We start from the raw sequence: 24825 nt of genomic DNA on the forward strand, positions 1-24825 counted from the left end.
TATCATCAAGACCATGGCAAGATCATCAAAAANGAGACGCTTTGACAAAGTAATCAATCTCACTATTACAGAAAAAACCCACTAAAGCCAAAGATGATAATCTCCAAGGAGCCTACGTCATAGACACCAGCCATAGCGAGCTAGATGCAGGTGAGATCTGGAATATCTATACGACTCTCACTAAAGTAGAAGATGCCTTTAGATCCCTCAAGAGTGATCTTGGACTTCGACCGGTCTATCATCAACTAGCTAGCCGAACTGCTGCTCACCTCTTCATCTCAGTACTTGCCTATCACCTCCTTAGTGCCATTGAGCTGACCTTGAGGCAAAATAACGATAAGAGAAGATGGTCAACCATCAAAGAGCAACTCAACAGTCACCGCCGAGCCACCATAGTTCTTACATCAGATAAAGGCGTTGTCTATCACATCCGCACTAGTGGTGTTTCTGAGCCGGTTCACAAAGAGATCTACCGTCTCTTAGGAGTTAGTGATCCCCTTAAACGGATAAAGACCATTGCGACGCATTTGTAGTGTCCCAACGTAAGACCACATACTCAACTAGCTGGGAGAATAGGTTGATTTTCGGAAAGATGGGTTGGCGGATTTGTTAAATTAAAGAGCCATTACTTGATGGCTTCCTGAGGAAACTTTTAGTTCGAGGTAGATATTTTGGCGGATCTGTAGATCCTTTAATTTCACTTCCCCACACGGGGTCAACCCATTTATTAAAGTCAGATAAATCGCATCTGATTGGCTTTTGGTAAGTGTTGGTTTTTGGGTTCCTTAGAAAGGATGCAGCTCTTTGGGCGACAGGAGACGCTCGGCGCTGAGATATCAAATCCTCTGTCGCCTTGGGTGAAGCCTTTATCAAGTCCTCTTCGGCTTCGACTACCTGAGCTTTATCATATCGAAATGGACGTTCAAGAAGGAAGGTCTCATCTGCTATCGCGTCTTTGCCTATATTGGCGACATTTGGATCGCTAAAGTATCCAATTGAAACTAGCGAGTCACCGTTACGCTAGTTAGTAGCGTAACGGAAAATGGTTGACAGTCGGTTATGGATGAAGAGTATCTTGTGGTCACTGGCCCTAGGCGTCGCAACTTTGGGTAACTTTGTAAAGGTGGTCAAAGATACAAAGATAAGGGCGTGGAGTCTCCTGGAATAGGTGAATTAATCGGTATTCGCCAGAATTTCGCTGACTATCTCCCTGACCTGATTTTTCTTTATCTTGCCAAGTGCTGTCTTGGGGAGGCTTTCTAAAATTACAATCTTGCGTGGAGCGTAATACCTTGGGAGTACCTCTCGGACATGATCTTTGACTTGTGATAGGGAGATCGGTCCATTTGTTATGAGTGCGGCAACCGTGATTTGGCCAAAGTCCTCGTCGTCTATGCCTACAACCGCAACGTCTAGCACTGCATCGAGGGTTCGAATTCGTTCTTCAAGGAGAGATGGCACAACCTTTTCGCCTCCGGTCACAATCATCTCGGCCGCTCGTCCCCAAACCGTCAGTTTTCCATCTATCATTGCCCCTACGTCGCCACTGTGGAAAAATCCATCCGAGTCGGTTAGAGGACTACTGTCTCGATAGCAACTAGCGAGCATCGGGCCGGCTATTAATATTCCTCCGTCCTCTTTGATCTTCACCTCTACGCCATCGAGGGGGACTCCGTCATAGACGCATCCTGATCCGGTCTCGGTCAGTCCATAGGTAACAGAGGCGTTTCTGGGTACATTTTCAGGAGGTATTCCGGCTCCCAGGATTAGACATTCAAAGTCGCCCGGATTGATTTGAGAGAGATTGGCTCGCACGATAGACATGTAGACCTTGGTTGCCTTGGCAATCTCGGTGAATCTATCGTATTCAAATCTCTCAAATGTTTGAAGTGGCATCTGTGAGTATTGAGCTTTTGTGATCGTAGAGAAGCCACCTATGTGGCTAATAGGCAAAGCGTTGAGCCAAAGGCCATCGCCTATTTGAGCTCCAATTCGCTTGAGAGTGGCATGGGCTGAGGCTTCCATTGCCAAATGACTATGTTGAACGGCTTTTGGATGGCCCGAGGTTCCCGAGGTTGTAGCCACCAAAGCACAATTTTCGATTAAATCGTGGATTCTTTCCCGCCTTTGAATCGATCCATCAGCCCGCACGACCTGATCCGGGTCGATTGTAGAGATCAATTCATCAAGAAATGGAGCAGGTGCCCTCGGATCTAGAACGCAGACTGCATCTCCTTTGTCCCAGCATCTATGAATTTCATCGACTAGAGCATTTGATTGCGACTCTATAAAGGTGATAAGACGTGCCACAAAAACTAAGGTTATAAGTAAAAGTTGCTTTTGACGGCCGATTCAAAGCCTCTTTGCTCCAAATAAGAGATGGATCAATTAGAGTTGGATCAAAACAGATTTGTCTTAGAAGGCCTGAGTCAAAGTCATAAAGTAGCTATGTTGTTGCCAAAATGGGCTGGCTCGGAATGCTGAGTTGCCCCTAAAGCGTTATTGATAGCTGCCGGGTTGGCAGTTGTTGAATTTGAAGGGTAGTTATCGTGGGTTCATCTTTGTTTGGCTGGGTTAGCGCAGGCGACTTCGTAGACATCAAGTATGAACATTTGGATGGGATCGCTAAGATCACCATAAATCGCCCTGAGGTTCGGAATGCATTTAGACCTCAGACATTGGTGGAGCTGGCAAAGGCCTTCGAAGATGCAAGAAACGATCCGAGCGTTGGCGCGATAATTCTAACTGGCGAAGGGGATCTGGCCTTTTGTTCAGGTGGTGATCAGAGGATCCGGGGCGAGGATGGATATATCGGGAGTGATGAGCTTGGAAAAGCGGGTATCGGACGGCTAAACGTCTTGGATCTTCAAGTTCAGATTCGAAGACTTCCTAAACCCGTCGTTGCCATGGTTGCAGGCTATGCCATTGGTGGTGGCCACGTCCTTCATCTGGTATGTGACCTCTCGATTGCAGCTGAGAATGCTAAGTTTGGCCAGACTGGGCCAAGAGTCGGTAGCTTTGACGGTGGCTATGGCGCTTCATTGCTGGCTCGAACGATCGGGCTAAAGCGTGCCAAGGAGATTTGGTTCCTCTGTCGTCAATACGACGCACAGACAGCTTTTGATTGGGGCCTTGTAAATGCGGTTGTACCTCTAGAGAACCTAGAGGCGGAGACTGTCAAGTGGTGTCGAGAGATGCTGGATCTTTCGCCTTTGGCTCTAAGAATGCTCAAAGCTTCATTCAACGCAGCTGACGATGGTTTAGCCGGGGTTCAACAGTTGGCCGGCGACGCCACTTTGCTCTTTTATATGACCGAAGAAGCCCAAGAGGGACGGGACGCCTTTAAAGAGAAGCGAAAGCCGGACTTTGATCAATTCCCAAGGAGACCATAACTTTTCATCGTGGATTGCAGGGTTTTTGTACATTTATCAAATGTGAGAATTTTTCTTCGGGCTATGGTGCTATTGGTGTCTTTTTCTAGTTTCGATTACTCACAAGTCAGGTTGGTTAGCTAAGTGGCTACTACTAAGGAATGGGTTGCAGGAGCTCGTCCCAGGACTCTACCCGCTGCTCTGGTACCAGTTGCCATTGCAAGTGGTGCAAGTGGCAGTCATTTTGTTTGGGATAGAGCAGCTTTGGCTCTTGTGGTTTCTTTGGCGATTCAAATTGCGACGAACTACGCAAACGACTATTCCGACGGTAAGCGGGGCACTGATGACGTTAGGGTTGGCCCAATGCGTCTTGTCGCGAGCAAGAAGGCAACTCCAAAGCAAGTTCTATTGGCAGCGATGGTATTTTTTGGCGTAGCAGGTGTTGCGGGCGGCGTCTTGGCGCTGATAGCTGCTTGGTGGCTTTTGATCGTGGGGGCTTTGGCGATTTTGGCTGGGTGGTACTACACCGGTGGCAAACATCCTTATGGCTACCTTGGCTTGGGCGAGGTCTTTGTCTTTGTCTTTTTCGGGCTGGTTGCTGTTCTGGGCACCTACTACGTGCAGGTATCCAAGGTTGATTTGACTTCAGTGGTCTTGGGATGCGCTTCGGGGTTTTTGGCAGTTGCTCTGCTGGTGATAAATAACTTGCGCGACATCCCAACAGACAAAGCTTCTGGCAAGGCGACCTTGGCCGTGCGGATGGGCGACACCAGAACACGAAAGTTCTACGTCGGGTTGATGGTAATGGCAGTACTGCTTCCTCTTTTGCTCGTTGGGACCTTTCCCTATCTTTTGATACTTTTGATACTTTTGATTCCCCTTTGGGATCCTATCAATTCGGTACTAAATGGAGCCAAAGGAAGAGATCTCATTGCAGTTTTGGGTAAGACGGGTCGGCTTCAAATTCTCTTTGGTCTCTTGGCTACTCTTGCTCTTGCTCTCAAATAGCTGCTCTCAAATAGCTACTCTCAAATAGCTATCTGTTGAGATCAAATTGTTGAACGAAGATCCAGTTTCCATAGCGAGAATTTCTTTGCAACCTCTGAGTTGTCGAGTAAGGGTTTGACCTGACGCCTTTACCCATCTATATGGTCTATTTTGACGGGGTCTTTTCAATAAATGTTCCAAAGGGCTCTTGGCGTTATGGGTTCTTCGGTGAATTTATGGTTCTCATGGGCAGTGAGCACGGGGACAATTGCGCAATTCGTAAATCAACTCTTTCAGGTGGTATTTTTTGACTCAGAATGCAGGTACTATGCCTTATTCGACATTAAGTGCGGAGCTTAAAATCCAAAACGGGTAAAAATCCACTTTTGCAATTGTCTCCTTGGGAGTTTCTGGTACCTTATGTACTTTCTCACCGTACTTCTTCACTTTCTCTAATGGGGCCCCACTACAACACACTATCGACTATGAGGGTGACCAGAAGTGGTTCCCCCCACAAAGCATCTTGGGCTTCCGGCCAGTTCTTTGGCTTGCTCTCATGGCCGATAGCGTGTTCATAGACATCACCAGTCTCGATAGAGCAACTTTAGCTGCGTTGGTTATCGACAGGTGAGCATGATCACCGTCTGTCTCAAAAGCATCGGAGATGGAATCAAAACGAGTACACACTTCAATGAGAGCGGATTTGATCTCGTCACTTACTCTGTTCGTCATTACATAACGGCGATATTTAGGAACCAGTACAATGTGGGCATGAAATTGATATAGACCACATGCCTTGGGTTACGCCAATCATCGATCATATAATGGAATATAGAACCTAGTAAATAATGATATTTCAGATGTAGAAATGGTTAGTAAAAGCCCACAATACACAACAGCAATCGTGGCCATCTTCTTGATAGTCGAATCCGATCGCCTAGTTCACGACTCATGCCATAGTCATGCCATAATCAAGACATAGCGCAGCACTGTCATGGAACCAAGGCGTCGATTGGGTTCATGGCCCTAGGTGTCAAGGAGAGTGAAAAGCCAAGCGCTCTGCGAATAAGTACGACATCCAAAGGTTTCTCAACTCGCTAGACCGCCAAGATCGTCCACTACACGCCCATGCCACTGAAATAATCGCACATGATTTACACGAGGTCATAACCACCTTTAGGACGAACAGTAAAAGAGCTATGAAAGTTCGGTCTCCTTGGCACAAGAAGAACTACCGCCCTCTATCGTTCTCAGCTCTGTGGTTCTCACCTCTATCGTGCTTAAGGGGGTACGGTTGGCGTATCTCCAAAGGCCAACTCCACCTATCACTAGGAAGAGGCCGTCCACGTATTGACGTAGCGATTCCAACTGTTTTGGACTCTTACATCTAACAAGAATGTTGACCCCGAGCTGTTAACCCTAGCTATGGGGGGTGAGATTCAACTGTGTTGGGATCAAGATCACAGACGCTTCAGCCTCCATATCCCTTACAAGACGGTGCGTGACGGCTCTTAGTCTGATAAGTTGTCCTGAGCGTTGGTGATTCTCCGGTTTTGGTATCAGTAAAATCTCTTTCGAGACACTTGGTGTAGTCAATGAAGACGGTTAGTTCTCACTCGTCTTTCAACTCTCACTTGAAAGAGTCTTTTCTCTAACTTTTTAGTACCGTTTTGGACAACGCTCTCTGGCTAGTGTTCCGTATTGTAATCGATATAGTGGCGGCAATTTCCTCCCTAAAGGCGATTCCAGAGGGCGAAGGTCCGTCGCTTATCATCAAAATTGCACTGCGATTTCTATCGCCTTGTAGGGGATTTACAACCTCTTTCGTTCATGACGCACGACCAAGTTCGGTCTAATTCGCTGGGCTAGACGGCAATAGAAAGGATTCATTACCAGCATCTCGTTGACCTTGTAATGGGTGAGTGGTGCCGAAACAGATTCACTTATCTTAGCTGTCCACTAGTGGATTGTCTTGTGAGATCTCTGAGCTCTCAATGTTTTGAGTCGGACCACCAGAGGTTTTTACGTACGAATCTTCAAGGATGGAGGTAAGGACTTTATTTGGCTGATCATCTCGATAGCCCTACCTCCAGCTCGAATGGGCCATAACCTTCATCAAAGACCGCAATGACTTTCTAATCCTATTATGGGATGATTATGGCTAAATAAATCTCATAAAAAGAGGCGCCTGGTAGTAAACTTCTGGTACATTAGCGAGGAAAGCAAGGTTCAATAACGAGTGATTACGAATTGTGTGACTTAGGTTCGTGAAGCTAGCTCCATAGGTGCTCTAGTGATTCTAACAATAGGAGAATATGGATATGGCTCCCGACTCGATGGAAGAGGATCTATTCGAGAATTACAGCCAACGAAAACCTGACAGTCGAGGCCTATATCTTTGCTTTGGTCGGTAATGATACGCCGTTCTTACCGTAGCTTAGAGGAATTACTTTTTGTGATCTCAGGAGCGGTTGGTAATCGTAAAGGGGACTTACGAAAATTAAATTACGTGATTTTATTCCCGTTATCATACTTTTAGTGTTGGTAGCTTGTGTCGTTGATGATATTCGGTTGCACCATCCGCTTGGAATGATTGTCTCGCCGATATTCGTTTCAGTCTTTTTGTCTAATTACTACTGGGGATCCCCACGCGGCGAGATCCACTTACTGTGGTTGAGCGTCGGATTAGTAGAGATCTCGGTGGCTTATACTTTTCGCCACGAGGGGCTAAACGTTGTTGCATTTCCATTGGCGGCGATAGGAATAGTCACCATGATAGGGGCGGTAGTCGTCTATCGCAAGAAAACACGCTATCACTCGGAGATATTAAATTGATTCTCGAATAACGGACTACCTAAACATTAGCGGAACCAGTAGATCAGCAGCCCTTTATCTTGAACGGACAACAAGGTGCCATCTCTAGAGACTAACCATCACTAATGGTGAAAGATAAGCAGAGAGATAGACGTGGGTCATCTCATTAATCTTTTATCATCAAGTCGATCTACATGGTTGTGCACTAGCTTTTGTATAACCGTTAGCAGCTTTTTTTATGACTTGGCCCTATCCATTGCAAAATATATCCATTAGAGAACATATCCATTAGAGAACTAAGCACACGAATAAACACAGACCCACTCTGAGGGCTAGGGCTCGGGGGCACAATGCTTTGAGCTTTCATCGCTGTTGGTGCTAGGCGGTTCTGGCTAGAGATATTAAATGGCTTGTGGAGTTCACCACAAAAGTGACTTTAGGCAACGAGCAAATGTCATCCCAATTTGAGAACGGAGAAGAAGCTTATGATAGAGCGACACATTGAGAGCATTGTGGTAAATAATTACGAGCGAATAACGGTTACCCCGCAATTGCTCATCATACTGGCGGGTCCCCATTTAATGGTCCAAAATTAATGTGATTTTTGGATCGGGTTATTTTTACATGTTAGCGACTCTAAGGAAAATTCATAGAGCCTTTTGCGTTTTGTTTGTACTTGTTCAGCACGCGGCTTCGATCGTGGATGCAAGCTAATACGTTTGCGCCACGGTCATCAAAAGTAGCGCCTTACGTGCGTGAAGCTCTTCGGAATACGTCGGGTGAGCCAATGTACCTAGATTCGGAGACTTGGTTAGCTGGGTAAAAGTTGTTATATAAAATACGGTCAGGGCAGTTTCTGAAGCTTGTGGCGGTCATGGTTTTCGTGGCCATTGTGGTATCGCCGAGAAGAACCCCTGCTGGTTTCGCACTGGCTTTCGGGATGGCAGGCGTTATCTCCTTCGTTCTTCTTCCTGTGGATCAGTTGTTTAAACTGTGCATCAAGCGTAATTTAAGTACAGCCAATGGTACGGATTAGCCGACATTGATCGAGGCAAAACAAGGGATGAAGGTGAACGTGGGTCATTTTGCCGTCCATTTCGTTACCAGGTAGGCATCTATGGCTTTTAGCTAGTTTCACTATAGGCGGAGCAGATTTTTATGACCTGACTTTGCTGTGACCTCGGATTCAACTGTAGCTATGGGCCAAAAGTTCCTCCAATGAAGTCACTTTTGGCTTGGTATCGAGGTCCAGTCAGAATTGGACTTGGCACAACTCGCGCTCGAGATTCTCTCTCTGGAGCGAGAACTTAAAGTTGTGGCTTCGATCTCGCTTGGCCATAGTTGAGATTAGTTTGATTCGTCTCGGAGAAAGGATCTACCAAGGGTTGCATCCTCACGTTGACTGCTTAATCGTCTCTGGCTCGGCCTTTTAAATTTGCAAATACTGTTCTTTACCAAGCATGGCTAAGTTCACCATAGTGGCCTAAGGGTTAGTGAATTATAAATCTGGCGACTATGGGTTAAAGTGTCGTTCTTTTTTGTCTTATCCCAGATGTCGATGCTCACAAGCGCAGTGGAAATAGAGGTTCATTGGTGACGATAATCCTAGGATCGATCCACATCAAAAAACCAAAAGGTCGCGATGGTCTAAATGATCAAACGGGACCTTTTATCTTTAGTACCAGGGACTTTTGGAGCTGGTGTCTATTTTGACTGTTGGCCATAGGCTCTTTGGTCGGGACTGATTAGATAGGAATCTACTCTATTGACCCCTATGAGGGTTGAGAGATTGATCAGTTAACCGGATGCGAGAGGCACAAAGATCTCGAATAGGGGCCTTTGTCACAAGAGAAACCAAAGCTAGCCCCTAATCAATGCATCGGAATTATGGTTGGGTTATGTAGGGAGCGTTCGGTGCCGATTCGCTTTTGGTTGTTGCTAAGACGCAACTAGAGCTGGATAAATGGTGTCACCCATCGACTCCAAAGGAAGGCAGTCATGAAAGCACTTATCTATAGAGGTCCTGGCAAAGTTAGCTGGGACACGGTTCCAAACCCTGTAATTCTGCAGCCGACCGATGTAATTGTAAAGATGGTCGCCACCACTGTTTGTGGTACGGATCTTCATATTCTAAAGGGCGACGTCCCTGAAGTTAAACTTGGTCGGATTCTTGGACACGAGGGAGTTGGTGACATCGTTGAGGTAGGAACTGACGTTGAGCGATTTAGCGTTGGGGATCGAGTAATTTTGTCGTGCGTAAGCTCTTGCGGCAAGTGCTCCAACTGTCGACAGGGTCTTTATAGCCACTGTCTTGATACAGAGGGACTCGCGGGGATTGGCTGGATCTTTGGGTATATGATCGACGGGACTCAAGCCGAGTATGTTCGAGTTCCCTTTGCTGAGAATTCGCTCTATAAACTTCCAGAGGGCGTATCGGTAGCTGAGGGCATCTTATTGTCGGATATTTTGCCAACGGGATTTGAGATTGGAGTTCAGTACGGCCATGTGAGCCCTGGCGATGTAATTGCTGTGATCGGATCTGGACCTGTCGGATTAGCTGGGGTTATCACCGCTCGTCTTTATGGCCCCTCAAAGATTATCGCTATTGATCTAGATGAATCTCGCCTAAAGCGTGCATTGGAGTTCGGCGCGACTGAGACGGTGAACTCAACCGATGCTGATTGGAAGGAACAAGTCTTAGCGTTGACCGATGGAGCGGGAGTCGATGTCGCCATCGAAGCCGTTGGGCTTCCTGGCACATTTACCATGGCCACGGAGATCGTTCGCCCTGGTGGTAGTGTTGCTAATATTGGTGTGCATGGCAAGGCGGTCGAGTTTGCGCTTCAAGATTTGTGGATCAAGAATATTGATATTTCGATGGGCCTTGTGAATACGAACACCCTTGGTATGTTGTTAAAGCTCGTAAGCCAGCACATCTTGCCGATCGATAAGTTCATTACCCATGAATTCTCGTTCGATCAGATGTTAGAGGCCTATGACGTCTTTGCGAACGCTTCGCAACACGACGCGCTGAAGGTCATGATTTCATAGGTTGCATTTAAGGCCGAGATCTGCTGTCGAGTTGGCTCTATTGCCCTTTGACTAACAGGGCTTGGCTAACATCCGATGGCTAGCGCCAATCGGTGGGCGAGGGTCTCGAATGAAAAAGTTTTGAAACTCTCGCTCACCAGGTGGCTTTTACACAAACTTGAATGTTTGACGGTGTAGCTCACATGGTCGTCATGAACTTCAAATTGATGATCCCTAGATCACCAGATTCACTCACTACGCGAAAGTGAGAAAGATCCCTGAGGCGAGGTTTCTACCCTAAATGCAAGCCAGAGATGTGGCGCTTCGGGGAGGACTCCAAGCAAAGCACGACCAACCCATGTTGGATGGAGGCGATGGGCAACCATCGACCTATTTAGATTGCATCTCTATGGATAGGAGCTCAAGCACTGAAGCTGCGATTTAGCGATGACTGATGAGACAAAGAGTACCTATAAATACGTAGGTATTTTGGAGGGGATTAACTCTCGGTTATCCAGATAACGATCGGGATAGACCAATTGTCAGGTTCCTCATGACTATTAATAAATTTAAATTTATGAAGTTGTTCACCAGATCGCTGGATGAAGTTGTCTCATTGATCCACCGACATTCAACTGCGATCTATACCATCTTGGCTAATGGTATCACTTGTGCTTTTGTGACCTGTTTCGCCTTCATGGATGGTCGATCTAGATCTTTCTATCTTACTGGGATTGGGAGATTGGCTAGTTGTCTCGGGTAATCGTGACGGTTGGAGAATTGGGCAGAAAGTGCAGGCAAAGATGTGTACCCAATATTACAGGGAGATCTTTTAGCGAGATGAAGATAGCCGTTTTGATAAAGCAAGTCCCAGCAGTTTCTGAACTGGCTATGGGTGAGGACGGTCGTATTCTTCGTGATGGTATCGCCTCAGAGATGAACCCATATTGCCGCCGAGCCCTCTCCAAAGGGCTAAGCATGGTTGAAGAATATGGTGGCACCTGTTTAGTCTTTACCTTTGGACCTACAAGTGCACTCGAAGTGCTTCTTGAGGCGCTTTCAGCCGGGGCAAATTGGGGCTACCATATAACCGATCCTTCCTTTAGGGGCAGCGATACATTGGCGACATCGAAGATCATTGGCCGGGCCCTAGAGAAGCTCGGTCCATTCGATATCGTTCTTACTGGGAGAAACTCGATCGATTCAGATACCTCCCAGGTGCCCCCTCAGATTGCCCAAGATCTGAAGCTTCCTTTTTTAATGTCTGCCAAGGAGCTAACCCTTCGAGGCAACCAGGTATTTGCATACCTAGAGGACGACGAGGGATATAGCGAGGTCTCGGTTGATTTGCCGGTAGTTATAAGTGCTGCAGAAAGATTATGCGAACCCACCAAGGTTCCAAAAGAGTTGTTCGATCCAACTAGCCACTCCAAGGTGACTGTGCTTGGCGCTGAGGAACTTGGCTTTTTTGAGAAAGAAGTTCCATCGTCAATGACAGCGGTAGTGGGGACCAAGGTTCATAGTTCGATTCGCATGCGGAAGCGCTTGATCGGATCTGTCGATGAAATTTCCATGGAACTCGCAAGCGAACTATACGAAAGAGGCGCATTTCGCTCTATCGTTGCTCGTTCGGGGTCACCGGATCTCGTTAAGAATTCTCTTGTTAGCGAATCTTCCCAGGATGATTCTTGTGAAGATGATTGGGACGAATTTTCTTTTGCCTTCGATGATATGAATTTGGATACGCAGCAGTCTCAGGATTACGTGGCGGTATTGATCCCCGGTGGTTTTGTCGAGCAATCACGTGCGCTCACTGCGCGTGCGGGTGAGGTTGCGACTTCCTTTGGTGCTTCATTGGTCGCCTTTGTCGTGGGTAATGTGACTCCTAGAGAGATCAGCCAGATAAACGCAGATGAAGTCTTTTTGTTAAAAGGCGGCTTCGCTCCCTTGGAATGCGCACAGTATCTGAGTCAATGGATGAGCCAACATCCAACGCGCGCACTTTTGGCCCTTTCGACCACTGCTACTACCGAAACTTTAGCCCGGGTGGGTGTTATCGGCTCGTATGGGATGATTGGTGACTGTATAGATCTTGAAGTAACAAACGGCCGAATAATTGGCCATAAGCCCGCCTTTGGTGGATCCACAATCGCATTGATTGAAGCGCTGTCACCCACAACTCTTGCAACATTGCGTCCGGCTCTAAGGGCCTTGGGGACCGCTCCAAGACGGATAGCCAAACGACATGTTGTGGAGAGTAAAGGGCTATCGTCGATTGTGTTTGGCGTACGTAGCCATCTTGATGACTACGGGGTTTTGGAAAATGCCCCCATTATCATTGGCGTTGGTGCCGGTGTTGAAGGTGGAGACTACCTTAGCTTGGATCCAGTAATTGACCTATTGGGGGCATCAATTGGTGCGAGTAGACGCGTAACTGACAAGGGCCTGATGCCCAGAACCCGCCAGATCGGAATAACGGGATCTTTTGTTAGCCCTGATCTATATATGGCAATTGGTATTTCGGGTAAATTGAACCATATGATAGGGGTTGTCGGAGCTGATACGATAGTTGGAATTAATCCCAATCCTTCAGCGCCGATCTTTGACCATTGCGATTTTTCAGTGGTCGCAGACTTTCGTGTAATGATGCCAGCTCTTTATCGCGAGTTCTCGAGAGTGCTTATGGAAGGCCCGTTATAAAGTTGTAGACCATTCGATCGACGTCAACTTATTGAGCGCTTAGAACGGTATCTTTGCTGGTCTGCCTAACCTCTTCGATGAGATTTTTGTGTCCTGGTAGCCTAATTGCCGGCTAAAGCCATAAAGTCCTGCAATGTATTATTAACTATCGCATCCAAACGAAGTTTTGGTCGATTGTCACAACTCTTCAATAGTAGGGTTAGGCTGTTTTTGTGTCTTATCTGGGTATCTATCTCACAAGTCTGGTAGTGATCTTCGTTGGAGAACTTCCAGATAAGACGATGATCTCGACGATTATTCTTGCTCGATCTTTTTCGCGCACCAAGCTATTTATAGGCGCAGGTCTAGCCTTTATCTCACAAACAATAATTTCGATCGTTGCTGGCCGATTGGTGGGAACGTTGGCTCGCACACTAGTTGTCGACGTCTCGACTGCATGCTTTTTTATTCTTGGCGGAGTCGTATTGTATCGCGCGATCAGAAATAAAGAAGAGGATGCAACTTCAACCGCATGGGTTAGAGAAAAGGTGCGAGGCCAATCGCAACTAGTAGCGGCCTTTTTGATTGTTTTTATCGCTGAATTTGGCGACATCACTCAACTTGCCACCATAAGTTTGACAGCTCGATTCAATTCGACACTTATGGTCGGCCTTGGTGCAGTTAGTGGGCTACTTCTTGCATTGTCGGTTGCCTTAGGGGCCTCGGTTGTATTGGATCGGATACCAGAGAGAAGGCTTGAAATATTCGCGGGTGGGGCATTGGTGGTGGCTGGTATTTTAAGTCTGTTTCAATAGTGGCGCTTCGGCTTCTATCTGATTGGTTATCCTATTCGACGGACTCCGCTAGTTAAGGCCCCACCACAGTCCCCGCCAGCTTGCCAATACCTACTTAGGTAGCTTTGTAGTTGGCATTACATCTGTTTTAACTTTTCGTCGCGAAACTAATCATTTAGCCACAGCGCCCACCTGTCCAACTGCATAGAAGCGAAGAGTTCGCCGCAACATGGACCATCTTTTGGAAGCGTGATTGCCTTGAATCGGCTATTGCTTAACTTGTGTATAATCTATTGGCGATAGGTTTTGTAATCTTTAGTAAAAGACAACCAAATGAGGTTGTTTGTAGTTCGAGACTACAGGGCTTGCTTTGTCACTTTCCTCATAATCAGAATGATCTTGGCTAAGCAGATCATTAGAACTTTGCTGGCCTTGATTCATAGATTCAAGACAACGCCCTCTTTGTGAAATCACAGCAGGAAATCGAAACGGGAAAATGCAGTCAATGCCTAGATTAGGAGAGTTCTGTATTGTTTCCGGGCGGAATGCTATCTATTTTTTGGGATAGTTTGCTCTGTGGATTCAAATAAATCTTCACATTTTCTTGTTGCCATACGGAAGATATATTGTCAGCACGGCCCCACCTGAGAGTTGGTTGCTTGCAACTATAGATCCGTTATGTAGCTTTACGATCATCTCGGCGATGGAAAGGCCCAGACCTGCAGTGTTGACTCCTCTGGTGTTGTAATCTTTGCTAACGGCGCGGGAGAATGGCTTGAATGCTTCAGAGATGAATTCCGGTGGAAATCCAGGCCCCATGTCGCTGATTGAGATTGATATTTGATCGTTTGTGATTGCACTTGAGATGGTGATGACTGAGTCATGAGGTGCGAAACGCAGAGCATTTTCCATCATATTTTCGATGACTCGTCCAAAGTGGGCCGGATCGACTTCAACCCTAATTTGCTCATCTAGATCCAAAACGAGCAGCACCTCTTTTTCTAGGGCAGCACTTTGATATGGGGTAATGCTCTCAATGATGACATCTCCAATTGGAAGCAGTCGCTTTTGAAGTTCTATCTCGTGTCGTTCGCCATTGGCTAACATCAACAGGCTATTACAGAGCAGATTCAAGTTCATGATTGAATTAGATGTGTGAGCGATCAACCTCGTAACCTCTTTGGGGTCTCGATTAGGAGTTAAAGCCAATTCCAGATCGGCCATTATTCTCGACAGAGGCGTTCGAAGTTCGTGACTAGCAGAGGCAACAAAGACTTTCTGCCGCTCTATAGACTCTCCTACGTCGGATAGAAAGTGATTGAGTGTGATCGCCAGAGAGGACAGTTCGTCTTTGGTCGCTGGGATGGCTAGCGACTTTGTGGATCCCTCATTTCGTAGTCGTTCCGCCTCCAATCGAAGACGCTCAACTGGCTTTAGAGCTCTGGTAGCTAGCCAAAATCCCCCAAAGGCAGCCAATAGGACGAGCAGGGGTATCCCAAAGATGATTCTAGAGAAGATAGTTCCCTCTGAATCTGTTAGCTGATCGGTTCCAAGTCCGATGAGGAAGATCTGTTTGGTTCTTTCGTATTGGATTGCCTGGGCGAGGTACCTTTTGCCGTCGCTTCTTTGGCCTAGAAGTAGATATGTCGGCGATGCATCAACCTTGGACAATTGACTTTTTGAGAGTTGACTTGAACTTCCGGCTTCGATGGTTGAATAGAGCAATTGGAATTTGGCGTTGTAGATCTGGAGAAATTCGGGATCGCTATTCAATTTCGCCTTGAGAGCGGTAGCCGTCTGGGGGAAGATAAATTGGCTGGTTTGTGACTCCAAGATTGCAATGCGTGCATTTAGATTTGCCTTGATCGTTGATTTGATGGTATTGGCGTTGCTGACGTATAGGTACCAACCGCCAAGCGTCGTTAAAATAAGCGTGGCGATGGCGAAGACTATCGCCATTCTCAATCTAATTGACATTTTTAGAGGTGATGAGTTTGAGACGATAGCCTAAGCCGTGCAAGGTCTCGATCTCGATGTCACTGTTTACTCCGCAGATCTTTTTTCTTAGTCGTCGCATATATTGATCGACAATATTTGGAGCAACCTCTGTCGATTCGTGCCATATCGAATTTATTAAACTCTTTCTTGAGACCACAAAACCAGCCCTTTGGATAAGGGTTTCAAGTAGCTGAAGCTCGCGGGGGGTTAGTGCGATTTCAATTCCGTTGCGACGCAGACTACGAGAGAGCGGATCTAACGTCAATGAGCCAAAATATACCATTGGGGGACGAAGAGTTAAGCCTCTACGGCATAGAGCTTTGAGCCTAGCTGCGAGTTCCACTAGCGAGTAAGGTTTTACCAGGTAGTCATCGGTGCCCGCATCAAACCCTAAAATTCGATCATTGAGGGTGGAAAGAGCCGTCACCATAATTATCGGTGTCCAGTCGTAATGTTCTCTGACGTACTGGCATATTTCAATCCCGCTTCCATCGGGAAGCATCAGATCAAGAATGACAGCATCGTAGCTAAAGCGCGATAGCGACTCTTTGGCCTGAACTAGAGTTGTCTTTACTTCGACGATAAAGTTATTCTCAGATAAAAATTGACTTACCGAAGATGCCAATTCGATGTCGTCTTCAATTAGTAGGATTCTCGATGGACCCTCAGGTCCAGCACTACCTTTTTTTTGGGGACCATATGCTAATAGTGGGACAGAATCGTCTTGTGATGAAATATCCTGTGAACTCAAGACAGATGCCTCATTTTGATTGTGCTTTCGAGCGATTTTTGTCGATGCCAAAACCGATATGAACTAATTTCTAGTTTATATCGGTTTTGTTGATGGGCGCGCTCGCGTGAAATTGCAGCTCCGATGAGATAGATCTAAAAGTACCATTCGGTATATTTCAATGCTTATCCTAGATATCCATCTTGGAATATGGCAATTGCAGTTCCGATGAGATTCGACAAATGACATATCTTTCGCGATGGTTCATCTATTTGGAACCGAATCTAACGATTGCTGATTTGGTGGTAGCTCATCAAGATGATGGCTTGAGATGTTCGAAGTTTGACCTATTATACGAGCCACACAGTCACAGATAAATTTCAAATTAGATATGACTAAGGGGAGGATAATTTGAAATATCCTGACTTGGTCTTCTAAGAAATAATTGATCAGATGAAGATAAATCTCTCAGATCATTATTGTTAATTAGCCACGGCTAAAAAGGTGGAAATCTGCAGATCTATCACATCTAGTGGGTAGTCCTGATATTTAGTGAATCCCAAAACCTGGATTCTTTATGCACTCTCAGCTTGCGCAAGCCGTCGTTGTAGTCGTGGATTGTCCTTTGGCGATCTCTATCGTTTGCGGGTTGTGATAAGGATCGGACTCTAGCAAGGTTTATGACAGACAATATTACCGAACCCTGGCCTTTCCTTATTTACGATGATATAGCGGGAGTTTTTTGTGATAATAGTTGGCAATGTCGAAATTATGATTTTGTTCGGATAGGATTCATATGTCGCTAGAAAATGAGGCTATTTGATTGAATTGAGTATTGACTGCTCACTTTGTGTACCTCGTTTATACATCGATAATTTTTGAATATGAGTGGTTAGGGAAATATTTTATTGTAGTAGGAATATGCTTGATGTAGTCTATTGGTGATTTAAAATCTTCTAACTATAGTAATTTAGAATTATAATAATAAAGTATAAAAGCTTTTTGTTTCGGTTTATTACAGGTCATATTGATTGGTACAACTGTAAAGCTGAATGCATATTCTAACAGTTGATCAATGTGTTTTACTTCATTATTAGCGTTTAGGTTGTTAAGAATTAGATTACTGTTAAGCCGGAGTTTACCTATGCGCCGGCTTTGATTCCAAAGTCGCGAAGGTATTTCCACTTTGGTCGTTATTTTCTTGCTGGCAACTCCCGAAGTTCGATTTCGACACCTTTGAGATGAATCGGATTGGGGCGTCAATAGAGATGGCGCGGTGAATCAAGATCGAAAGTTTGATTCTTGGCAAGCTAGGCCGACCTATACAAACTTAGAGGATGGTCATTATGCCCGAGGGGGATTTTGGTGGTAGAAATGGAATCAGAGCGCTCTGATTGTTACTTGTTTATTTAAGGTTGCTTGTATTACTTCTTTAGGGCTGCTTGGTGCGCACGAAAATAATCGACCCTCCTGCAGGATTCCTATAACTTTGTCTATCTCAACTCTTATACCCATTACGACTTCGACTATGACGAAAAGAACTCGCAGCGGTAGTTGTCTTTATATGTTGGATACGGTGAGAAACTGGGATATGGCGATGGCGCATTCGTATGGGCGTTCGCCCAAGAGATAGTGCCCGCTAGAGGCGACCTCAATGAGATCTAGGTTGTCTCTGAGGCGCTCTTTCATGAGGTGGCCGATTTGGCCGAATTTTGCGTCGTTTTGGCCATAAAGATAAGCAAAGGGCACCTTTAGCGATGCTAGTTCTTCAAGAAGGTAGCTTTGTTCGGCTAAACCCGTTGATTTTAAAGACTGTGCCAGCTTTATGGGTTCATTCACAAGGCGTGATCCAATTTGAGCTTGATCTGGATGAATTCCTCCAAAGATTGGCGCAGAGAGCCATTTCATCAAGAACTTCCTGAGCTCTGCTTCGTTAGTGATTTGCGATAGTGATAGTGCTAGCTTCTCATCGCTTTCTCTGCGACTTTGGAGAGCACTTGAATCGATCAAGCCCGGATTTGCCCCTATCGCTATGAGGCCGGCTGCGGCTTCGGGTCGATGGATCGCTATGTGGTAGGCGATTCTACCTCCTAGGGAGTATCCGATGAAAACCGCGGAGCCGAAGGTGTCGCCTAGCATCTCCGCGATCTCTCTGAGATTTAGGTTTGGAGGGTTTTGGCTATTGTGGCCTGGTAAATCGACTAAGTGCAGGGGTCGATTTGTTAGCTTTGCGAGGAGGCGCGCAAAGGGAGTAAGGGTTTTTGCATTTTGGGTAAAACCGTGGATTAGCACGATTTTGTTTTCGTCTTGTAACTTTGTTGGAATCGCGCTTGGCGCTATTGTGTGGAAGAGTATCTTAGCCATTTCCCGGGACCTTCGTTAAAGTCATTCTTGGTGATGGATGATAGCCTAGATATGTAAGGATAAATTTAGGGAACTTTTTCCTTATCTTAGAAGGTTGAATCTAATTTGAGGTTTTGGCGACTAAGAAGTGGCGGTTAAGTTCTCTTTCTTCGTTCTTGGTTGGAAGATGTTTTGTAAATTGGGTGTAAGTTGACTTTCGAAATCGACGAGGCAGTTGGTAATCAGTTCGTGGCTATGACAATAGTGGATGAGCTCTATCGAAATGGAGTTCGCTATGTCGCCATCTCTCCTGGATCGAGATCTACTCCGCTAGCTTTGGCGTTCCTTGCTCACCATGGTATCTCTGCTCGAGTCATTTTAGATGAACGCAGTTCATCCTTTTTCGCGCTCGGGCTAGCGAAGGCTTCTAATGCTCCCGTTGCTATTTTGACTACCTCAGGTACGGCATCTGTGGAGTTGAGCCCCGCCATAACCGAGGCTTACTACTCGGGTCTACCTCTGATCGTACTTAGTAGCGATAGGCCGCTTGAGCTCTATGGAACGGGATCTTCACAGACGATAAATCAGACTGAGCTGTATTCTGGTTTCGTGGTGGGGAGGATCTTGATTGATGCTGGCGCTAAAGGAGCTTGGAGCAGTATTCGATCATCGATCTCAAGGGCTGTCCTAGAGGCCAAGGGTCTATTTGGACCTGGAGGACCGTTTCATTTGAACGTCTCGTTTAGGGAGCCGTTGATTTCACCCCAATACGAACCAAACGGGCAGTTTCAGGGTAGGGGAAACGAGGAGCCTTGGTACGAAAAGATAGATCTCGCCTCGCACGACAAGACTTACGAGTTCGCGCGCACTCTATGCTCGGTCAGACGTGGTCTCATAGTGGTTGGAGAAGATCGTCAATTAGAAGCTATATTCGCGATCTCTGAACTACTTGGTTGGCCGACGCTAGTCGATCCTCGTGCTGGAATCGTGAGGCGTTCTCGTTTTGCCATTACCCACTTTGATTCAATTTTACGACAAGGAACCCTAACGGAGGCCTTGACTCCAGCGGTCATACTATATTTTGGAATGCCATCTGCCTCTAAGGTGCTTTCGCAATTTATAGCGAGGGTCTCGTCGAATGACAATGGCCCACTGACCAAGGTCTTTCGATCTGGGCGTAGAGCATGGGATCCAGAGGGCACGGCTTCGGGGTTCATAGTTGGCAACCTTGAACGATTGGTAGCGCAACTTTCTGGCCAAGCAATCGAAGAGCCCTCTAAACATATCGAAGCCTTTACCAACGCCTTTTTGGACGCTGATGGCCGAATTGAAAAGGTTATCGAGGGCTCTTTGGACCTTGGCGTAGAGACTCGTTCGATTCGTGAGGTAGTTCGACATTTGCTCCCAAGTGACCTCTTGTTTGTATCAGCATCGATGCCAATTCGCGACCTTGAGAGTTTTGCCTCAAATGAGAATAGCTTTCCGGTGATCCTGGAGAACCGAGGCACCAATGGGATCGATGGGATTATCGCGACTTTTTCTGGAAGTGCTAGCCATCTAAGTGCGCTCTGTCCCGATACGATAGCGGTTTTGATCTTGGGTGACCTCTCGTTTCTATACGACGTCTCATTTTTAAGGGAGCTCTCCCGTCTTGATTTAGCAGCTCTAATCGTCGTTCTTGACAACAATGGTGGAGGCATCTTCTCGTTTCTTTCACAAAAAGATATCGTCGATGAGAAGTCGTTTGAAACACTCTTTGGAACTCCACATAATAGTGACCTAGACCGCATTGCTAGAGGGTTTGGGATTGATGTAGAAACATCAAAAGATTCATCACGAATTCAAAGCGCAATTGAGGAGGTCAGAGGAAGCAGAAAGACCTCGCTCCTGGTGATCAAAAGCGACCGAGACGAAAATCTGGCGGCTCATAAAAAGATAAATGAGGCGATCGCAAAAGAGTTTTCCATCGATTGATTTATCATTCAGCACCGAAGATGAGCCAAAACCCATTAGAAATCGCCATCAAATAGTGACCAAGACTTTGAGAGATCTCTGCCTGTTTAGAACGCTTTAGTAGCGGCTGTCGTCACCTTGGTTTGGGGTTCATCAATTATGGGGCCATTGAGTGGGTAGCTACATGGGCGACGAAGAGTCAAAGAGGCAGAGTCGGCGAGGAAAGATCCCCAGGTGGGAGGTTTTAGGGTAGTGCTGGCTATCTGCAGTGCTGGCTATCTGCGGTTTTGGGAGGTTTTAGTTCCGATCGATTTGCTCTTTACATATTGACGATATTGACCAGGGATAGATTTAGATGGAAACGTCAAACAAAAAATAGAGGATCCATGCAATCCAAGGTGAGTGATGGTCCTCGAAGGAACAAATTCACATCGCTAGTGCCACTAGGATGATTGCTATGAGCGCTTCAAATTTCAGGGTTTCGGAAGATCTTAGATGGCGTGGTCTTATCTATCAAGTAAGTCACGACCAAGTTATAGATCTAATTGATAACGGCGAAGCGGTAGCTTATATAGGTTTTGATCCATCTGGGGACTCTTTGCACGTTGGCAACTTGATCCAACTGCTGAATCTGCGTCGTCTTCAACTGGCTGGTAATTCAGTTATCGCGTTAGCTGGTGGGGCCACAGGTATGGTCGGCGATCCATCGGGGCGCTCCCAAGAGCGCAATTTGCTTGATCAAGATGTCTTGGAGTCCAATGTGGCCAAGATTAGAGTGCAACTCGGCAAATTTTTAGACTTTGAATCCAAATCGGCTAAGGCACATCTCCTAAATAACGCTGATTGGCTATCAAACTACAGCATCTTGAACTTTCTCAGGGATGTTGGCAAGCATATTACTGTAAATCAGATGATGATGAAAGATTCAGTACGAGTTCGTCTAGACGAACGCGATAGCGGCCTTTCCTTTACTGAATTTAGCTATATGCTCTTGCAGGCTGCCGACTTTGCTCATTTGAGTGATACCTATGGATGTAATCTCCAAATGGGCGCCTCTGATCAGTGGGGAAACGTGGTCACTGGAATTGAACTGATTCGAAAGACCCGGCAACGTAGCGTCTATGGAGTAACTTCGCCTTTGTTACTGAAGGCCGATGGGACAAAGTTTGGAAAGAGCGTAAACGGAGGTGTCTACTTAGACCCAGAACGCACTTCTGAATATGAGTTCTATCAGTTCTTTCTTCGTTCTCCAGATCAAGAGATGAGCCAACTCCTAAAGTTCTTTACCTTTTTTAGCCGTGATGAGACTCAAGACCTAATCGATAGTTCCATTCAGCGACCAGAAGAACGCGAAGCTCAGCGGGCATTGGCTAGCTCTATGACCGAATTGGTCCACGGAAGCGATGGTCTAGCGATGGCTGTCAATGCCTCCGAGGCTCTCTTTAGCGACGACCTCTACTCGGTGGATGACAGGGCGTTATCGATGGCCTTGGCAGGTGCGCCTCGAAGTGTAATTGCTCGAGATCTCTTGATTCAGACGGCTAATATCGTCGAATTTATCCTTGGTGCTGGATTGGTGACATCCAAATCAGAGGCAAGGAAATTGATTCAACAGGGCGGACTCTATCTCAATAATCGTCGAATTGAAGATGATCAGAGAGTCGTTACTCTGGATGATTTGCTCGGAATTGGAGCGGTTCTACTTCGAAAGGGAAAGCGAGACTATCTTCTGGTGGATGCCAAATAGTTAATCAAGCAGTTGAGGTTAGATTGAGGCCCCTAGAATCTCGCGATAGTATTGCATCTGCTGCTGCGACTCGTACTTCAACGAGGGACTAGACGACGCCCGATAGCCATCGTGGTTGCTTCTTGGCACTACGTGAAAGTGTAGATGTGCAACGCTCTGGCCAATAACGTTGTTGTTGAATATCAGATTGCCGCTTGCTTTTAGAGCTGCACGTTGACATTGGGCAACTTTTTTTACTACCACCACCAACGAACCAAGGGTTTGTGGGTCGCACTTGGTTTTCTCTAAGATGTGAGCATTTGGGACTACTAGGACGTGACCTTTTACGACAGGTGATCGATCCAGAAAGGCGGTAGTCTCTAAATCTTGGTAGATGATATATCCCATCGAGTGTTCCTCGATGATATCGCAAAATGTGCAGGTCACTTTGTTGATACTATCAATTAGGCTCGACAAATAGGGAAAGTTTTGCGACTTAGTTAAGGTTGCACCAGAGGTATTGGATACGCATTGAAATTTGAGTCACCGATGGAACAAAGTGAGCCATCGAAAGAGACCTCGAGAGATCAAGAGGAGTTGACATATTTGCGTGACCAAAGGCGCCTTCTGTGGTCCTTGCCCACCGGGCTGTATCTGTTGGGAACCAATTACGACAAAGCACCTCATTTGATGACGACCTCATGGGTTAGCCAGGTGGCGACTTCTCCAAAGATTTTGATGTTTTCGGTAGAGGCCTCTTCGAAGACGGCTCGAAATCTGGACCATACAAAGACATTTGCGCTTTCAATATTAAAGACCGCTCAACGTTCATTGATTAGGCGATACGTAAAAGGCGACCAAGTCGTTAATTTTACAGAAGATCTTTTGGAGATTGAGGGGAATACTTTTTCTCTAACCTCTAATTTCGATCCATTTGTTCCAGATGGCGTTGGAATGATAGAGGGAAAGATTCAATCGAAGGTAACTTTCGAGAGTCATTTCGTGTTTTTTGGCGAGGTCACTAATATGGCGCTCTTTGACAGTGAGTGCGATGTATTATCCATGGCCGATACAAAGATGAATTATGGAGGTTAGCAAAGGAAAGACAACTCCTTTGCTAGCGCTAAGTGAGAAGCTAGGTTTCTTAGGAAGGTTTGAATTAGGTGGCACATCGCTATATTGAACACGTTAGAACACTGGAGGAGGCTGTTAGGTTCCTTTCGCGCGCTGAATTGGTCGCTATCGATACGGAGTTTCACAGAGAACGAAGCTACTTTGCCAAATTGGCGCTTGTACAAATTGCAGCTGACGACGAGGTATTTTTAATCGATCCGTTGCGAGTAGACTTGGCTCCACTGGCAGAGGTGTTTGAATCCGATGCTGAGGCGGTTTTCCATGCCGCTAATCAAGATTTGGAGATTTTAAATCGTAAGGTTGGAACTGTTCCAAATAAGTTTTTCGACACGCAAATCGCATCCGGTTTTCTTGGTTATTCAACGCCTTCGCTTGGATCACTGGTGGAACAATTCTTAGGAATTGAGTTGGATAAATCTGATCGTTTGAGTGACTGGTTAGTTCGGCCACTCGAGGAGAATCAGCTCAAATATGCGGCTCAAGACGTACTTTATTTAGCTGATTTGCGCGATGCCATAGTGGATGCCGTTGTAAATTTGGATCGTTTGGATTGGTTAGTCGAGGAGTTGGGTGACTACATTTCACAGGACTTTTCGGGGATGATGGAGCCAAATCGTGCCTGGCAAAAAATTCGGGAGATACGGGGCCTAAAGGGTAGAAGTAAACAAGTAGCTATAGCGGTAGCGGCCTGGAGAGAGACAAGAGCTATCGAAGAGGACCGCCCGCCTAGGTTTATCTTGGCTGACCTAGCAATTGCTACCATCGCTCAAAACTTACCCAAAAGGGTCTCCGAGCTCAAAGCCCTTCGAGGAGTGGATTCTCGAAGTTTATTAAATGGGGCGGATATCGAGATAATCTCTGTAGTTGCAAAGGCGCTAGAGGCACAAGGACTGTCCGATGAGGAGATGTCTATGCCAGATCCGATTGAGCTTCCCGGTGGCGCTGCGGTATTTTTGAACACTTGGTTGACGAGCAGAGCTAAGCAGCTCAAGATCGACGCCAATCTTTTGGGGAGTCGCAGCGACATCATTGAGCTATTTGGTAGTGTTCCTCAAGGTAGGTTGTCCAAGGGGTGGAGAAAGTTGGTTGTTGGTGATTACGTTGACCGACTGATGAAGGGTGAGATAGCGCTAGCCCTTGGGGCGAACGGTGAAATTGAAATGGTAGAGAACTCTGGAGAAGTAATACATTAAATTCTCAGAGCGGAAGATAAATTTCTTCTCCAGAGGTTTCATGGTAGATTGAGTGTCGATTTTGAGGTCGACA

At 46.2% G+C, this 24825-nt stretch carries 18 protein-coding genes and 1 pseudogene; 12 read left to right on the forward strand and 7 right to left on the reverse strand.

Annotated elements, in window-relative coordinates; translation table 11 throughout:
• Positions 1 to 56 precede the first annotated feature (56 nt).
• Entirely contained in the window at positions 57 to 533 is a 477-nt protein-coding gene (locus AXFE_RS21810) for an IS1634 family transposase (protein WP_152626034.1), read from the forward strand.
• Between the two features lie 640 nt (positions 534 to 1173).
• Here AXFE_RS21810 and AXFE_RS10510 read toward each other — a convergent pair.
• Positions 1174 to 2310: an AMP-binding enzyme gene (locus AXFE_RS10510; protein ID WP_052605816.1), complete on the reverse strand. Its 1137-nt coding sequence runs from the start codon at positions 2308 to 2310 to the stop codon at positions 1174 to 1176.
• 239 nt (positions 2311 to 2549) lie between these two features.
• On the opposite strand from AXFE_RS10510, the gene menB reads away from it, so the two are divergent.
• Positions 2550 to 3392, forward strand: coding sequence for a 1,4-dihydroxy-2-naphthoyl-CoA synthase (gene menB, locus AXFE_RS10515; protein WP_052605817.1), 843 nt, complete (start codon positions 2550 to 2552; stop codon positions 3390 to 3392).
• A gap of 123 nt (positions 3393 to 3515) precedes the next feature.
• On the forward strand, positions 3516 to 4379 hold the full coding sequence (locus AXFE_RS10520; RefSeq protein ID WP_052605818.1) for a 1,4-dihydroxy-2-naphthoate polyprenyltransferase: 864 nt from the start codon (positions 3516 to 3518) through the stop codon (positions 4377 to 4379).
• Positions 4380 to 4841: 462 nt separating this feature from the next.
• Here AXFE_RS10520 and tnpA read toward each other — a convergent pair.
• Both tnpA and AXFE_RS20010 read right to left on the reverse strand, forming a co-directional pair.
• Positions 4842 to 5132: pseudogene (gene tnpA, locus AXFE_RS18515) on the reverse strand (IS200/IS605 family transposase); the annotation flags it as partial.
• Positions 5133 to 5555: 423 nt separating this feature from the next.
• Positions 5556 to 5726 carry a hypothetical protein gene (locus AXFE_RS20010; RefSeq protein ID WP_160291824.1) on the reverse strand — a complete coding sequence of 57 codons (171 nt, stop codon included), beginning with the start codon at positions 5724 to 5726 and terminating at the stop codon, positions 5556 to 5558.
• A gap of 323 nt (positions 5727 to 6049) precedes the next feature.
• On the opposite strand from AXFE_RS20010, the gene AXFE_RS20015 reads away from it, so the two are divergent.
• The 5 genes from AXFE_RS20015 to AXFE_RS10555 all read left to right on the forward strand — a co-directional run bounded on the left by AXFE_RS20015 (position 6050) and on the right by AXFE_RS10555 (position 13696).
• A complete protein-coding gene (locus tag AXFE_RS20015; RefSeq protein ID WP_160291825.1) occupies positions 6050 to 6214 on the forward strand; it encodes a hypothetical protein in 165 nt (54 codons plus the stop codon).
• Positions 6215 to 6929: 715 nt separating this feature from the next.
• Positions 6930 to 7193, forward strand: coding sequence for a hypothetical protein (locus AXFE_RS10530; protein WP_152626029.1), 264 nt, complete (start codon positions 6930 to 6932; stop codon positions 7191 to 7193).
• Positions 7194 to 9170: 1977 nt separating this feature from the next.
• On the forward strand, positions 9171 to 10223 hold the full coding sequence (locus tag AXFE_RS10540; RefSeq protein ID WP_052605822.1) for a zinc-dependent alcohol dehydrogenase family protein: 1053 nt from the start codon (positions 9171 to 9173) through the stop codon (positions 10221 to 10223).
• 819 nt (positions 10224 to 11042) lie between these two features.
• On the forward strand, positions 11043 to 12902 hold the full coding sequence (locus tag AXFE_RS10550; RefSeq protein ID WP_052605824.1) for an FAD-binding protein: 1860 nt from the start codon (positions 11043 to 11045) through the stop codon (positions 12900 to 12902).
• A gap of 212 nt (positions 12903 to 13114) precedes the next feature.
• Positions 13115 to 13696 carry a TMEM165/GDT1 family protein gene (locus tag AXFE_RS10555; protein WP_052605825.1) on the forward strand — a complete coding sequence of 194 codons (582 nt, stop codon included), beginning with the start codon at positions 13115 to 13117 and terminating at the stop codon, positions 13694 to 13696.
• 573 nt (positions 13697 to 14269) lie between these two features.
• Here the strand turns inward: AXFE_RS10555 and AXFE_RS10560 are convergent.
• From AXFE_RS10560 to AXFE_RS10570, 3 genes are all read right to left on the reverse strand, one after another.
• Entirely contained in the window at positions 14270 to 15634 is a 1365-nt protein-coding gene (locus AXFE_RS10560; RefSeq protein WP_160291826.1) for a sensor histidine kinase, read from the reverse strand.
• A 7-nt stretch (positions 15635 to 15641) separates the two neighbouring features.
• On the reverse strand, positions 15642 to 16424 hold the full coding sequence (locus AXFE_RS10565; RefSeq protein WP_152626030.1) for a response regulator transcription factor: 783 nt from the start codon (positions 16422 to 16424) through the stop codon (positions 15642 to 15644).
• Positions 16425 to 17963: 1539 nt separating this feature from the next.
• Positions 17964 to 18767, reverse strand: a complete 804-nt coding sequence (locus AXFE_RS10570; protein WP_052605827.1) for an alpha/beta fold hydrolase — start codon at positions 18765 to 18767, stop codon at positions 17964 to 17966.
• Positions 18768 to 18956: 189 nt separating this feature from the next.
• Here AXFE_RS10570 and menD point away from each other — a divergent pair, with 189 nt between their 5' ends.
• Entirely contained in the window at positions 18957 to 20720 is a 1764-nt protein-coding gene (menD, locus tag AXFE_RS10575) for a 2-succinyl-5-enolpyruvyl-6-hydroxy-3-cyclohexene-1-carboxylic-acid synthase (RefSeq protein ID WP_052605828.1), read from the forward strand.
• A gap of 436 nt (positions 20721 to 21156) precedes the next feature.
• Positions 21157 to 22446, forward strand: coding sequence for a tyrosine--tRNA ligase (gene tyrS, locus AXFE_RS10580; RefSeq protein WP_052605829.1), 1290 nt, complete (start codon positions 21157 to 21159; stop codon positions 22444 to 22446).
• Positions 22447 to 22464: 18 nt separating this feature from the next.
• Here the strand turns inward: tyrS and AXFE_RS10585 are convergent, their stop codons facing one another.
• The gene (locus AXFE_RS10585; protein ID WP_235347760.1) at positions 22465 to 22872 is read right to left on the reverse strand and encodes an HIT family protein; all 408 of its coding nucleotides are present in this window, start codon (positions 22870 to 22872) and stop codon (positions 22465 to 22467) included.
• 102 nt (positions 22873 to 22974) lie between these two features.
• Here AXFE_RS10585 and AXFE_RS10590 point away from each other — a divergent pair, with 102 nt between their 5' ends.
• Together AXFE_RS10590 and AXFE_RS10595 are read left to right on the forward strand one after the other, a co-directional pair.
• Positions 22975 to 23520 carry a flavin reductase family protein gene (locus AXFE_RS10590; RefSeq protein WP_152626031.1) on the forward strand — a complete coding sequence of 182 codons (546 nt, stop codon included), beginning with the start codon at positions 22975 to 22977 and terminating at the stop codon, positions 23518 to 23520.
• Positions 23521 to 23588: 68 nt separating this feature from the next.
• Positions 23589 to 24752, forward strand: a complete 1164-nt coding sequence (locus AXFE_RS10595; RefSeq protein WP_052605832.1) for a ribonuclease D — start codon at positions 23589 to 23591, stop codon at positions 24750 to 24752.
• Positions 24753 to 24825 lie beyond the last annotated feature (73 nt).

The organism is Acidithrix ferrooxidans (assembly GCF_000949295.1).
GTDB classification, from domain to species: domain Bacteria; phylum Actinomycetota; class Acidimicrobiia; order Acidimicrobiales; family Acidimicrobiaceae; genus Acidithrix; species Acidithrix ferrooxidans.

Coding starts and splice junctions, on each gene's coding strand:
- AXFE_RS10540 (WP_052605822.1), top strand. CDS start 9,171: ATGAAAGCACTTATCTATAGAGGTCCTGGCAAAGTTAGCTGGGACACG.
- AXFE_RS10550 (WP_052605824.1), top strand. CDS start 11,043: ATGAAGATAGCCGTTTTGATAAAGCAAGTCCCAGCAGTTTCTGAACTG.
- AXFE_RS10560 (WP_160291826.1), bottom strand. CDS start 15,634: ATGGCGATAGTCTTCGCCATCGCCACGCTTATTTTAACGACGCTTGGC.
- AXFE_RS10570 (WP_052605827.1), bottom strand. CDS start 18,767: ATGGCTAAGATACTCTTCCACACAATAGCGCCAAGCGCGATTCCAACA.
- tyrS (WP_052605829.1), top strand. CDS start 21,157: ATGAGCGCTTCAAATTTCAGGGTTTCGGAAGATCTTAGATGGCGTGGT.
- AXFE_RS10590 (WP_152626031.1), top strand. CDS start 22,975: ATGGAACAAAGTGAGCCATCGAAAGAGACCTCGAGAGATCAAGAGGAG.